Below are 12,368 nucleotides of genomic sequence, written 5' to 3' on the forward strand. Positions count from 1 at the left end.
GCCGACTGCCACCCACGGTGGGGCTACCCGTCCCTCTCGTCCCGCCAGCCGCCGGGTTCGGGATGGTAGCCGTAAGCGGCGGCCCGCACCGTTTCCTCGTCTTCCAGCCCGGAGCCGATCGCGCCACCGACGGTGGCCAGCGAACTGGTGATCCAGGCGAGCGTCAGGTAGTCGGTGACATCGACCGGCCGCTGCAGGGTCTGCTCCAGCACCGATGTGTCGATCAGCAGCGCCGCGACGAGCACCGTTCCAGCGAGCAGGACCAGGTAGGACACGGCCGTGGCCAGGGTGAGGGTGAGGATCGTACCCAGGTTGAACAGCCGGGCCAGCTCAGGCGGTGTCTGGCGGTCTGGTTTCTCCCACAGGCCGTGGGCGACGATCAGCCAGGCCACCAACGCGATCAGGCCGAGTGCCATGATCACGGTGAGCCGGAGTCCGCCGAGCGCATCGCCCATCTGCCAGACGGTGTCCGTGGTGAGCGCGAACGCGGTGGCGCCAAAGGCGCCGACGAGCAGCTTGGACAGGCCCAGCAGAGCCCGTCCCGGTCGGTTGGCTCGCACCATGCCGGCCAGCAGCCGCACCCGGCCGATCAGCGGCGAGGCCACGTACCCCAGTTCCCCGGCCTTGCCGACCACCTGGTGGATGGCCGTAACCCGGCTTGCCATCTCGGCCGGTGCCCAGCCGGCCGGCGGCACCCGCTGGTCGGAGGCGTCGGTGAGTAGTCGGCTCACCATATCGGGAACGGCCGCGCGGGCTGCTCGCAGCTGCTGTAGTCCCAGCGCGGGCAGGGACACCATCGCGACCCGGCGCCGGCCGGAGGTCTGCGCGACCAGCGGCACCCCCTCGGTGTGCAGCGGCAGGTCGGTCAGGCAGATTGCGACGTCCCACCGGTCGCCGGTGCGTCGTTCGGCAACGTCGTCGAGCAGCGCCTCAACCCCACCGTCGCGGCGCGGCGTCACCTCACCCCAGCCTTCCCGAACGGTCCACCGGACGTCCGCGTTCACCCGCTCGGCGAGCCGGCCGGCCAGCTCCGCGGTGAGCCGCGCGGCCACCCGGGCCGGGTAATCCGGCGGGGTCGCCACCAGTCCGACGACGATCTCCGGGCGGTGCTGTTCGCTGTGGGTCATCGGTGTTCCTCACGGATAGCCGCGCTCGTCGCCGTCCACCGGCACCAACCGGTTCGTCGTGAGTCCTCCGACGGTTGTCATGGTGCTCCTTCTCGGCGTCGGCACCGAGGTCTGTTCGCCACCGCCGCCGCAAGGTGGCCGAGTCCGCGGTGGGCTCAACCTGCGCCGCAGGTCGTGGAAGCCGAACAAACACGCGCAGGTTCGTCCAGTGCAACCCCGCAGCCGGTGTGCGGCGCTTCGGTGGAAGACGTCCTTGTGGTTGAGCCGGCGCACCGAGACGTAGAGCTCTGACATGACACAGGCCAGGTGGGCCGCAAGCGGCGGATCAGCACGTGCGGCACCCCACCAGGCGCTGAATCGAGCGGCGGCTGCCTTACGAGCGTCGACCGTCGGGGTGCAGCAGAACCTTGGTCCAGCCGTCGTTGCGGGCATCGAAGTTCTGGTACCCCGTTGGCGCCTCGTCCAGCGTGAGCCTTCATCTGAGTCCCCCGTTAGGAATCCGCACTGCGTGAGCCCATGCCTGGCGTCCACATCCTCGCAGAGGTTCCGACCCTTAAAGGCGCTTTGCGAGGAGCCGGCGCGCGGGCACGGGTGGGAGCTGGTGGTCACCTGCGTGCTCCTCGCTGTCAGGCGCAGCTGATCCGCCGGCTCCTCGGGCGTACCGCTGAGCCGTTTGATGCTTCGGCACGCGGGTAGACGGCGACCCGGTCCGAGGGGGTGGGCCGAGGATCGGAGCCGCACAGCGATGTTGGGCTCCATCCGGTCCGCATGCGAGGCGAGGCCCGAGGAGTGCGGAATGGCCGAACCGGAGAGCCGGGGCAGGGGCGCACACCAGACGCCCGCGCAACCGCGCGAGCAGGTCGATCGCCAGCGCGACGCCGAGGAGGGCGCGGGAGTCTCCGGTCGGATCCAGAACCCCGGTCCCGCCGGCGGTCCAACCGGTGCCGAACGGCCGGACAAAGGCTCTGCCGGCCCGCAGGGCGGTGCGCACGACCTTCCCCAGCCGGCTGGCGGGCACAGCAGCAAGACGATGTCCGACCCAGACGTCGTCCTCCAGATCCCGCAGGCCAAGGTCGAGCAGATCTACGTCGAGGTCGACGACCTGGACGCCTCCGTCTCACTGCGAGCTCGACTGGGTAGCCTGCTCCAGCTCGACGTGGGCGTTCAGGCGCAGCTCGGCACGGTGAAGATCGATATCAAGGGCGTCGAGGCCGAGGCGATGCTCGAGGTTCGGCTGGAGGAGCTCCGCGGCATTCTCGACAGCGCTCTCCGCACCATCGAGCGCAACCCTCAGATCATCGAGTCGCTGGTCAAGACGGTGGACACCGCCGTGAACCAGGTCGGGCAGACAGCTCAGCAGGTGCTCGGGCCGCAGGGGCCGCTGTCGCAGACGCTGCAGCAGACCACCCAGCAGGTCGGTCAACAGCTCGGGCAGACCACCCAGCAACTGGCTCAGAACCGCGCGGCGGCGGCTGGCGGCGGGGGTCTGGGCGGCGTGCTGGGCGGATTTCCGGCCCGAACGGCATGGCAACGGATGAAGAAGGTCGTCAACGACAGCCAGCAACTGAGGCAGGTCGCGGCGCGGCTGGTAGGGCCGCCAGGCCAACAGCCGCAGAGCTGACGCCGCCGGCCGGGTGCGGGATTCCTCAGCGTGAGAGTGCACCGATATGACAGGGTTTGTCGGTGATGGAGCCGTCGGTCAGGCAGATGCGGCGACGGGTGGGGTCGACTCGGGGGCGTACATGAGGGCGTTGGTCAAGGCGGCGGTCATCACGGTCGGGGGGTTGGTCCTCCGCAGGTTCCTGCTTCCGGCGGGCCGTCCTGGGCCCTGGCAGCAGGCCCCGTTGATGCGGCGCGAGCCGCGGTGGCACGTGGTGACCGTGAACCCAGCCCGCGACGAGCTGACCCCGGACTCGCCACTTCCGGAGCCACTGGCCGGTCTCGGTGACGCTGTGGACGTGCGGATCCGCCGCGCCGCGGGGGACCGCGGCATCGAGCTGGCGGTACGGCTGCGTGACGGCGCTCAGTCCCCGGTGACCGAAGGGGCCAGACGATTCGCGGGTCGCGATCCCAACCAGGCGATCCGCGCCGCACTGCGGGAGGCGAAGCAGTTGCTGGAGACCGGCGAGGTGCTGCATCCCGACTTCCCACCCACCACCCACCCGACGGTGGTCAACAAACCGCTGCAGATGGCGACGCGGCAGGGGCGCCGGGAGGGGCGACTGTGAAGGCACTGATGTGGCAAGGCGTCAACGAACTGTCGGTGGGCGAGGTTCCGGACCCGACGATGCGCAACGAGCAGGACGCCATCATCCGGGTGCGCAAGACGGTGACGTGCGGCTCCGACCTGCACCTGCTGGGTGGGTACATCCCGTTCATGGAGCGGGGCGACGTCCTCGGGCACGAGTTCCTGGGCGAGGTGGTCGAGGTCGGCCCGCAGGTGCGGAAGCACAAGGTGGGCGACCGGGTGGTGGTCTGCTCGTTCGTCTCCTGCGGCCGCTGCTGGTACTGCCAGCAGCAGCAGTACTCCTTGTGCGACAACGGCAACACCAACCCAGCGATCACCGAGAACGTCTGGGGCTTCGCACCCGGCGGCTGCTACGGCTACTCCCACGCGCTCGGCGGTTTCGCGGGCAGCCACGCCGAGTACATCCGCGTTCCGTACGCCGACCAGGGGGCCTTCACCGTCCCGGACGAGGTGAGCGACGAGCGTGCGCTCTTCGCCTCCGATGCCGCGCCGACCGGCTGGATGGGCGCGGACCTCGGTGGGGTCAAGGCCGGTGACGTGGTCGCGGTGTGGGGCGCGGGCGGGGTGGGCCAGATGGCCGCACGCGCGGCCGTCCTCCTCGGCGCGGAGCGGGTGATCATCATCGACCGTTTCGCCAATCGGCTGCAGATGGCGGAGAAGTACCTGGGCGTGGAAACGCTCAACTACCAGACCCAGGACGTCGGCGGTGAGCTGCTGGAACGCAGCGGCGGGCGTGGGCCTGACGTGTGCATCGAGGCGGTGGGGATGGAGTCCCACAGCACCGGCCCGCAATACCTGTACGACCAGGTCAAACAGCAGCTACGCCTGGAGTCGGACCGTCCGATCGCCGCCCGCGAGGCCATCTACCACTGTCGCAAGGGCGGAAGCGTGTTCCTGCTCGGCGTCTACGCCAACCTCGTCGACAAGTTCCCGCTCGGGGCGGTGATGAACAAGGGCCTCACCCTGCGTGGCGCCCAACAGCACGGACACCGCTACATTCCCATGTTGCTCGAACGGATGGCACGCGGCGAGCTGGTCACCGAACACCTCGCGACACACACCATGCCTCTCGACGAGGCGCCACAGGGATACAACATGTTCAAGAACAAGCTCGACGGCTGCGTACGCGCCGTCTTCGAACCCGCCTGAGAATCGGCACCTCCACGGCCTCGACGGCGAACACTGCAGGAGCTGGTCGGAGACGAGTTCCTGGACGAGGTCTACGCGCAGCCGGAGGAGGTAGCCGGGGAGGTCGTACGGCTGCTTCTGCTCGCCCCCGACGACCTCTACGTCTGCGGTGAGCGCGTGCTGCGCGCGGACGGGCCGTGGTGACGCCCGGAGGCATCCCCGCCGAGGTTCCCGTCTCGGCTGGTCGCCGCTGCGGACGGCGGTCTACCGCAACTTCTGGCTGGCCCTGCTCGCCGCCAACATCGACACCTGGATGCAGACGGTCGGCGCACAGTACGTCATGACGTGGGCGAGGAGCGCAGCGGGATGACGGTCGAGACCACGGCGGTCGCCGCCTGATGCGCGCGGCGTTGATCACACTGGCCACGCTGGTGGTGGCCGTGCTGCTGGACATCGGCACGCGCAGGCTCGTCTCTCGCGCCGACCACGGCCGCTACCGGTGGGTCCTGGGACCACTGCGGAAGGCCTGCCGCCGTCCGACGGCCGCCGTGCTGCTCCTCACCGGGCTGTACCTCGCCCTGCCGCCGCGGCCGACCGGATGGCTCGGCGACGCCCGACACGTCGTCGGGCTGGTGCTCATCGGCAGCGTCGCCTGGCTGGTGATCAAGGCGTTGCACGTCGGCGAGGGCGTCACCTTCAGCCGGCTGCCGCCGGAGGTGGTCGCGGACCGCCGGATCCGGCGGGCCCGAACCCAGATCCGCCCCGTCCGACGCTTCACCGCGGTAGTGGTCACGATCGTGGCCATCGGCCTGATCATGACCACCTTCCCGCCCATACGCGCGTTCGGGATCTCCGTCCTGGGCTCGGCCGGCGTCGTCGGCGCGCTCATCGGCCTGTCCGCCCGGACCGCGCTGGGCAACGCGTTCGCCGGTATTCAGGTCGCCTTCTCGGACGGTCTGCACGTCGGCGACGTGGTGGTCATCGAGGGCGAGTGGGGCCGGGTCGAAGAGGTCAAGCTGACCAACGTGGTCGTCCGGCTGTGGGACGACCGGAACCTCATCCTGCCGACGATGTACTTCACCGAGCGCCCGTTCCAGAACTGGTCCCGGCACGAGGCGCGGGTGGTCGGCAAGGTCCAGATCCACGTGGACCACACCGCCGACCTGGGGGACCTGCGCACGGAGACGCAACGGCTGGTCGAGTCCTCACCGCTGTGGGACCGGAGCCGGTGGGTACTGCAGATGGTCGACGCCACCGCATCGAGCGTCGTGATCGAGGTGCAGGCCACAGCCGCCGACGGGGCCAGCGCCTGGGACCTCCGCTGCGACCTCCGCGAGGGCCTGATCGGCTACATCCGCGACAACCACCCGCAGTGGCTCCCCCGCACCCGCAGCGAGTACAAACCCTGACCTCCCCGCAAACCCACAAAAACCGCCTTGACGGGTGAAAGGTGCGCAGCTGTCAGTGGGGTGGGCCTGTGCCGAGGACCGACCCCACTGACAGGAAGGTATGAGATGTCGCTCGACGCGTTCCGCATCCCCGGCGGCTCCTTGGACGACCTGATCAGTCGGTTCTTTCGGCGGAGACCCGTTCGCGGGACGTCCGGTGGAACGGGTGGACCTGTCCCGGCTGCTCTCCACCGAATCGCGGCAACTGCTGCAACGGGCAGCCGAGCAGGCTGCGGCGTGGGGCAGCCCCCGGTGCCCGAGGTGCACATGAGCGACATCGCCGAGGTGGTCAGCCGCCGTACCGATGTTCCCGTCACCCAGCTCACGGAGGTGGAGAAGCAGGAGGCGGGCGGGTGTGGCTGACCGGTCATGGCGACCAGCGCCGCGGCGACAGAGGGCAGGTCGGCCGTGATGTAGGTGGTGGTTCGCGGCCGACCCATGTTCACTGCGGGTGCAGCCGGGCGCCAACGCCTGGCTGGGATGTGCGTTGACCAGCGTCAACCCGCCCGTTCGGGTTCTTGGCGACATGCCAGGTTATGCCGCGAAGGCGGCGCCGGTTGCGGTAAGTGTGGACGAGGAGGAGGTGTCCGATGACGCTGCCGTACGCGACCTTGCCGGGCGACCTCGACCACCTCATCGCCGACGAGCACGTGGTGGCGAACCGCCTCTTCGAGCACCTCGAGGCCGGACGCGGTGACCGGCGCATGCTGGTCGACCAGGTGAGTTACGGCCGTGCCCTGCACGCCGACGCCGAGGAGGAGGCGTTGTATCCGGCGCTGGCCGAGATCGGTGCCGCCGCGGACGCCGAGGAGGGGCGGGACGAGCACCAGGCCCTCAAGAGGCTGCTCGTCCTGCTTGACCACGCGGATCCCGGCACCCATGAATTCGAGCGGGCGCTGAACGAGCTGATCGGCGGTATCCGGCACCACATCGAGAAGGAGGAACGGGAGTTCCTGCCGGCGCTGCGTCGGGCGGTGGGCGCGGAGGAGATGGGGCGGCTCGGCGAGCGGTACCTCGCCGCCAAGCGGTCGGCCCCGGCCCGCTCGCATCCCACAGTCCCGCCCACCGGACGCCGTCGCGGGCTCATGCACGTGGCCGCCGGGTTCATGGACAAGGTACGCGACCGGGTATCCGGCCGCAGCAACGTCCTGGCGACCGACGCCTCCTGGCTGCTCGACACCCAGGCGCAGCGGATCCTCGACACCTGGTCCCGACTGGTACTGGCCCCGTATGAACTCCTCACCCTCGAGCAGGCCCGCCAGCAGCCGAGCCTCGCCGACGCGGCGATGGAGATACTGCAGCAGGACGGGCGGCCGACGGACCCCGAGGAGGTCGGATCGGCAGCGGACGTAAGCGTGCCCGGCCCGGGTGGTGATCTGGTCGTGCGCGTCTACAAGCCGCTCGGCCAGACCTCCGATCCGGTGCCCGTCGTGATGTGGGTGCACGGTGGCGGTTGGATCCTGTTCACCAACGACGACTATGACGCGTCCTGCCGCGCCCTGGTCAACCGGACGGGCGCGATCGTGGTGTCGCCGGAGTATCGCAAGGCTCCCGAGCACGTGTTCCCGGCCGCCCACGAGGACGTGCTGGCCACCTACCGGTGGCTCCGCACCAACGCCACCGGGCTCGGCGGCGACCCGTCACGCATCGCCGTCGGTGGCGAGGGCGTCGGAGCGAACATGGCGGCCGCGACCTGCGGTCAGCTCAAGCAGGCAGGTGAGCCACTGCCCGTGGCGCAGGTGCTCGTCTGCCCGCTGACCACCACCGCCCAGTACGGCGCGTCCATGCGGGACGCCGCAGACGCCCGGCCGCTGAATCGTCCACTGCTGTCCTGGATGATCATGCACGCCTTCCGTGGCGTGACCGACAGCTTGACAGACCCCAGGGTCGATCTGCTCTCGCTCTCCGCGCAAGGCCTCGCCGGTCTGCCGCCGACACTGATCGTCACCACCGACCGCGACGTGCTGCAGAGCCAGGGCGACGAGTGGTGCGCCCGCTTGGAGGCCGCCGGCGTGCAGGCCACGTCGGTCCGTTACGCGGGAGTGATGCACGACTTCTTCGGCCTTGCCGCGGTGCTGGACAAGGCCGCGCACGCCCAAGAGGAGGTCGCTCTGCACCTGCGCCAGGCGTTCGGGGAGGCTCCGGCCGCACATCCGTTGGATGGTGCGCCAATGCGCGGGGCCAAGGTCATCGGGTGACGCCGGCTGCCATGTCGCGGATTAGGCCCTGTTTGGCCCGACGACCGCATCCGATGGCAGGTCCCCGACTGCGATCCGCTGGCGGGAGAATGGCGGGCCATGCCGTTTTGGCACCCTACAACGGCGGACACCATCCCGAGGCGAGACTCAGCTCGCCGTGCGAGAGGCCAGCAGGTCGAGCGCGATGTCGACGATCATGTCCTCCTGCCTGCCGACCAACTGCCGCTTACCGACCTCGTGAAAGATCGTGCGTACGTCGACGCCGTAGTGCACCGAGGCTGCCTCGGCGTGTCGGAGGAAGCTTGAGTAGACACCGGCGTATCCGAGAGTGAGCGTCTCACGGTCCACGCGTACCGGGCGGTCCCGGAGTGGCCGGACGACCCCCACCCGGCATCCGCTTCGCCTTCTACGGCCGGATGTCCACCGTCGACTTTCAGGATCGGGCGTCGTCGTGTCGGTGGCGGCGCGGCTACGCCGAAGACCTGGTCGCCCGTCATGGTCGGATGCCTTCGTCAACGTAGGCGTTGAACTTCGCGCGAAGGGCTGCCAGCCGTTCTGTATCTCGCTCGGTGTCCATCGCCCGTCCTTCCGTCGGTGTCGCGGCTGCGGCCGTCCTTACTGCTTGGCCAGTGGCGGAAAACCCCTGCACCTCGGTGTGCCAGGGAACCCTGCCTTCCTCATAGCCTTTGCCTCGTGACCTACGGCGCCAACCTGACCGACCGGGTCCGGGCCGTCGCCGTGCACGGTGTGGACGCCGCCCTGGACGCGGCGGGCCGGGGTTCCCTGCGCGCCCTGGTGGAGTTGACAGGGAACCCCGTTCGGGTGATCGGTCTGGCCGACCCGTTGGCGGATGCACTGGGTGCGCGGTTCGCGTACGGCGAGCCCGACGACATGGCCGGCATTCTGACCGAGGTGGCAGCGCTGGTGACGGCCGGCACGATGAAGGTGTCCGTCGCCCGCACCGATCCGTTGACCGACGCGGCCGCCGCCCACCGCGCCAGCCAGACAGGGCACGTCCGCGGCAGCGCCATGCGCCGGCGGGCGCTGCTCGGATGAGGGCAACAGCGCTCTGGGCGCGGTTGGCGTCAGCGTGATCAGTCGGCGGAGGGCGGGACGCGGAACGAAGCGGGATCGACGGGACGGCTCTGCTTCGGCAGGCCGGCGACGACGAGGAGGTACGACTCGGTCACGAGATTGTCGACAAGCGCCGGCTCGACGTCCGCACCCGTCCGCACCGTGATCCAGTGCTTCTTGTTCATGTGGTAGCCGGGCGAGATGCTCACGTGAGCTGCGCGGAGCGCCTCTGCGTCGGATGGATCCGCTTTCAGGATCACGACGGGCTCGCCGGGCATGGACGTCTGCAGCATGAACACCTTGCCGCCGACTTTCCATACCCGCCAGTCGCCGGTGACCTGGTGTGTGTGCTCGGAGCCGGGAAGCTCTGCGGCGCGGGCCGCGGCTCGATCCTGCACTGCCTTATCAGGCTGCATCATGACCTCCTCGAGGTCCTTAGGGGGTCGATTGCCCGGAGTCCGTCGAGGAGGTGCGGACGGCGGGCAACCGAGTCGATGTGAACGGGGCCGGCACCGCGGTCCGATGTCCGCCCCGTCCGTCACATGTGCGTGAAGATCTTCTCCGCGTCGAACCGCGAGACCGGCTGGCGGGAGACCCGAGCCTCGTCGGGGTAGCCGAGCACCATAAGCAGCGTGGTCGTGTAGTCGGTGTCGGTCAGGTCGAAGGCCGCGTCCACGGTCTTGCGGTCGAAGCCCTCGAGCGGCGTCGCGTCCACCCCGAGGGATGCGGCGGCCATCATCGTGGCGCCGACGACGAGGTAGGTGTTCTTCTCAAGCCAGTGGAGCACGTTCCCGCCATAGTTCTCCGTCTGGATCTCCACGAAGTTGGAGGCGCCCGCCTCCCATCCCTTCTGGATCTCCGGGTCGGCGAAGCGCCCGTCGGCGCGCTCCTTCTCGAAGATCTCCTGCAGGTGCGTGTCGGGGATGTCCTTGCGCGTTGTGAAGATGATGGCGTGCGACGCGTTGCGCACCTTCTCCGCGTTGTCTGCGAAGCGGCCGACCAGTGCGTCCGCGAGCTTGTCCTTGCCATCCTGCGTCTCCAGCACATGGAAACGGTTCGGCTGGATGTTGATCGTCGTCGGCGAGGTGCGCAGGTAACGCAGCAGCTGCTGGAACGTCTCCTCCGGGATCCTCTTGCTCGGGTCGAAGTAGCGGGTGAGGTGCTTCGTGATCAGCTTGTCGAGATTCAACATCGTGCTTTCCTTCGTTCGAACGGCGGGTGGAGAGGAAAGTCAGGCCGAATGGTGGTCGGCGCCGGGGATGTCGACGACGGTGTCGCTGACGTTGTTGAGGTAGTTCGTGAGCAGGGTGACGACCACGATCGTGACGATCGCCTGGATCTCCGGGTCGATATACCCGACCTCGCGGATCGCTGCGAGGTCCTCGTCGCTGACCTGGCCACGCGTCTCGATCACGTGCTGCGCGAACTTCGCGACGGCGGCGCGCTTCGGGTCGCTGGACGTGCCCATGCGGGCGAGCTCAATCTCCTCCGCCGACATACCGCCGAGGTTCGACGAGATGAAACCGTGGAGTGCCTGGCAGTAGTGGCAGCCGTTCGACTGAGAGACCGCGAGGGCGATCGTGTGGCGCGTCTTGGCGTCCAGGAGCTTCGCGATGCTGCCCTGCAGGCCCATCACGATCTCGAGCACGGTCGGGTTCGCGGCGAGCGTGGTGAACATGCTGGGCGCGAAGCCGAACTGCTTCGCGATGGCGTCGAGCGCGCCCTGCGTCTTCGCGTCGATGTCGGCGTGCGCGGGAGCGGTCAGGCGAGACATGGTGAACCTCCAGATGGCCTTACTGGACCATTTGGTCCACTCGCTTGAGTCAACACCATCAAGAGTGGGTTTCCAAGCCCAGTCTGTGTAACGTCGATTACGTGCAGGTGGACAGCGGGGCGGAGGCAGCCCAGAAGCTCGTTCCCAAGGGCCAAACCACGCGCGAGCGGACACTGGCGCATGCGGCCGTCGCATGAGATTTTGGACTATCTAGTCCAGTGGTTTGAGTGAACACCCGCAAGAGCGGGTTTCCAAGCCCAGGTTGTGTAACGTCGATTACATGCAGGTGGACCACGGGGCGGAGGCGGCCCAGAAGCTGACTCCAGGGGCCAGGCCACGCGCGAGCGGATACTGGAGCACGCGGCGGCGTTGATCTACGCCAAGGGGTTCACGCAACCAACAACGAGCTCGTCCGCCGCGCTGCAGGTGTGAGTGGCTCGCAGCTGAGCCACTACTTCCCCGCCAGGAAGAACCTCGTCCTGGCGGTCATCGACTGGCAGGCCGACCACGCCTCGGCTTCCATCGCAGCGAACGGTTTGCCAGCTTCGACACCGTCGAAGCGTTCCAGGACTGGACGAACTTCTACGTCCTCTCGGGGCGTCCGTTCGAGGACGGCTGCAGCCTCGGCTCGCTCGGCATGTGGTGGCTGCATCGCCGCCGCCAAGTGCAGCGCGCTGCAGCCACTGGTGAAACCTGCGGATGCGGTGGCGCAGGGTGCGGCTCATGACCGGCGCACGGTGCGGCACCCCCCGGGTGCCGCACCGTGCCGGTGTGCTCCCATAACGCCATGACGATCATCCGGTCGATCTTGTTGTTCGGCGTCGCTGCCGTGGCTGAGATCGGCGGAGCCTGGCTGATCTGGCAGGTGTGCGGGAGCACCGCGGCCTGCTGTGGATCGGCGCGGGCATAGCTGGCCTCGGCGCATACGGCTTCGTCGCCACCTTCCAACCCGACCCGAACTTCGGCCGCATCCTGGCCGCCTACGGCGGCGTCTTCGTCGCCGGCTCCCTCGCCTGGGGCGTGGTCGTCGACAAGTTCCCACCCGACCGCTACGACATCATCGGGGCAGTCATCTGTCTCGTCGGCGTCGCCGTCATCATGTACGCCCCGCACAGCAACTAGCGCCAGCCGTCATGCTCAATGGCGCCGCCCGGATCGCTAGGGATGCGGGCGTTTCAATGCCCGGCTTCGAGCAGTTGAATCATCTCGGGTTTGTCGACGGCGATCAGGTCTTCCCGAGCGAGTTCCCGCAGGGCGTTGGCTGTGTCCAGGTCTGCCGCATCGGCGGCAGCGCGGATGTCGTCGTCGCTGGGGGCGGTCCCGGTGGCGGCGAACTGGCCCAGGATCGCCCGATGCACCTGCCGCAGCCTG

The 12,368-nt window shown here is 68.7% G+C and carries 13 protein-coding genes and 2 pseudogenes; 9 read left to right on the plus strand and 6 right to left on the minus strand.

Annotated features, from left to right (window positions below):
• Positions 1–23 precede the first annotated feature (23 nt).
• Complete coding sequence (locus GCE86_RS14920; protein ID WP_208818100.1) at positions 24–1,052, minus strand: DUF2267 domain-containing protein; 1,029 nt, start codon at positions 1,050–1,052, stop codon at positions 24–26.
• Between the two features lie 871 nt (positions 1,053–1,923).
• Between GCE86_RS14920 and GCE86_RS14925 the strand changes: the two genes are divergently transcribed.
• The 7 genes from GCE86_RS14925 (at position 1,924) to GCE86_RS14950 (ending at position 8,149) form a co-directional block, all read left to right on the plus strand.
• Positions 1,924–2,748 carry a hypothetical protein gene (locus tag GCE86_RS14925; RefSeq protein WP_154227538.1) on the plus strand — a complete coding sequence of 275 codons (825 nt, stop codon included), beginning with the start codon at positions 1,924–1,926 and terminating at the stop codon, positions 2,746–2,748.
• Positions 2,749–3,001: 253 nt separating this feature from the next.
• A complete protein-coding gene (locus GCE86_RS14930; RefSeq protein ID WP_154227539.1) occupies positions 3,002–3,355 on the plus strand; it encodes a hypothetical protein in 354 nt (117 codons plus the stop codon).
• Complete coding sequence (locus GCE86_RS14935) at positions 3,352–4,524, plus strand: zinc-dependent alcohol dehydrogenase (protein ID WP_154227540.1); 1,173 nt, start codon at positions 3,352–3,354, stop codon at positions 4,522–4,524. Before GCE86_RS14930 ends, GCE86_RS14935 begins: the two co-directional genes overlap by 4 nt.
• A gap of 148 nt (positions 4,525–4,672) precedes the next feature.
• Entirely contained in the window at positions 4,673–4,873 is a 201-nt protein-coding gene (locus GCE86_RS14940) for an MFS transporter (protein ID WP_154227541.1), read from the plus strand.
• 28 nt (positions 4,874–4,901) lie between these two features.
• Entirely contained in the window at positions 4,902–5,912 is a 1,011-nt protein-coding gene (locus tag GCE86_RS14945) for a mechanosensitive ion channel family protein (protein WP_154227542.1), read from the plus strand.
• Positions 5,913–6,188: 276 nt separating this feature from the next.
• Positions 6,189–6,314 (plus strand): hypothetical protein, encoded by a 126-nt coding sequence (locus GCE86_RS32370; protein ID WP_275587108.1) that lies wholly within the window; start codon positions 6,189–6,191, stop codon positions 6,312–6,314.
• A gap of 227 nt (positions 6,315–6,541) precedes the next feature.
• Positions 6,542–8,149, plus strand: coding sequence for an alpha/beta hydrolase fold domain-containing protein (locus tag GCE86_RS14950; RefSeq protein WP_154227543.1), 1,608 nt, complete (start codon positions 6,542–6,544; stop codon positions 8,147–8,149).
• 147 nt (positions 8,150–8,296) lie between these two features.
• Here the strand turns inward: GCE86_RS14950 and GCE86_RS14955 are convergent.
• Positions 8,297–8,530, minus strand: a pseudogene (locus tag GCE86_RS14955) (4-hydroxy-2-oxovalerate aldolase); the annotation flags it as partial.
• 312 nt (positions 8,531–8,842) lie between these two features.
• On the opposite strand from GCE86_RS14955, the gene GCE86_RS14960 reads away from it, so the two are divergent.
• Complete coding sequence (locus GCE86_RS14960) at positions 8,843–9,205, plus strand: zinc-binding dehydrogenase (protein ID WP_204341964.1); 363 nt, start codon at positions 8,843–8,845, stop codon at positions 9,203–9,205.
• 38 nt (positions 9,206–9,243) lie between these two features.
• Here GCE86_RS14960 and GCE86_RS14965 read toward each other — a convergent pair whose 3' ends face one another.
• The 3 genes from GCE86_RS14965 to GCE86_RS14975 all read right to left on the minus strand — a co-directional run bounded on the left by GCE86_RS14965 (position 9,244) and on the right by GCE86_RS14975 (position 10,997).
• Complete coding sequence (locus GCE86_RS14965; RefSeq protein ID WP_204341963.1) at positions 9,244–9,642, minus strand: MmcQ/YjbR family DNA-binding protein; 399 nt, start codon at positions 9,640–9,642, stop codon at positions 9,244–9,246.
• A gap of 119 nt (positions 9,643–9,761) precedes the next feature.
• Positions 9,762–10,415 carry a nitroreductase family protein gene (locus GCE86_RS14970; RefSeq protein ID WP_239542411.1) on the minus strand — a complete coding sequence of 218 codons (654 nt, stop codon included), beginning with the start codon at positions 10,413–10,415 and terminating at the stop codon, positions 9,762–9,764.
• Between the two features lie 39 nt (positions 10,416–10,454).
• Positions 10,455–10,997, minus strand: coding sequence for a carboxymuconolactone decarboxylase family protein (locus tag GCE86_RS14975; RefSeq protein WP_154227545.1), 543 nt, complete (start codon positions 10,995–10,997; stop codon positions 10,455–10,457).
• 787 nt (positions 10,998–11,784) lie between these two features.
• On the opposite strand from GCE86_RS14975, the pseudogene GCE86_RS14985 reads away from it, so the two are divergent.
• Positions 11,785–12,119: pseudogene (locus GCE86_RS14985) on the plus strand (YnfA family protein).
• 53 nt (positions 12,120–12,172) lie between these two features.
• Here GCE86_RS14985 and GCE86_RS14990 read toward each other — a convergent pair.
• Positions 12,173–12,355 carry a hypothetical protein gene (locus tag GCE86_RS14990; RefSeq protein ID WP_154227546.1) on the minus strand — a complete coding sequence of 61 codons (183 nt, stop codon included), beginning with the start codon at positions 12,353–12,355 and terminating at the stop codon, positions 12,173–12,175.
• Between the last annotated feature and the right edge of the window lie 13 nt (positions 12,356–12,368).

Source organism: Micromonospora terminaliae (assembly GCF_009671205.1).
Taxonomy (GTDB): Bacteria; Actinomycetota; Actinomycetes; order Mycobacteriales; family Micromonosporaceae; genus Micromonospora; species Micromonospora terminaliae.

Coding starts and splice junctions, on each gene's coding strand:
- GCE86_RS14950 (WP_154227543.1), top strand. CDS start 6,542: ATGACGCTGCCGTACGCGACCTTGCCGGGCGACCTCGACCACCTCATC.
- GCE86_RS14970 (WP_239542411.1), bottom strand. CDS start 10,415: ATGTTGAATCTCGACAAGCTGATCACGAAGCACCTCACCCGCTACTTC.
- GCE86_RS14965 (WP_204341963.1), bottom strand. CDS start 9,642: ATGATGCAGCCTGATAAGGCAGTGCAGGATCGAGCCGCGGCCCGCGCC.
- GCE86_RS14975 (WP_154227545.1), bottom strand. CDS start 10,997: ATGTCTCGCCTGACCGCTCCCGCGCACGCCGACATCGACGCGAAGACG.
- GCE86_RS14925 (WP_154227538.1), top strand. CDS start 1,924: ATGGCCGAACCGGAGAGCCGGGGCAGGGGCGCACACCAGACGCCCGCG.
- GCE86_RS14945 (WP_154227542.1), top strand. CDS start 4,902: ATGCGCGCGGCGTTGATCACACTGGCCACGCTGGTGGTGGCCGTGCTG.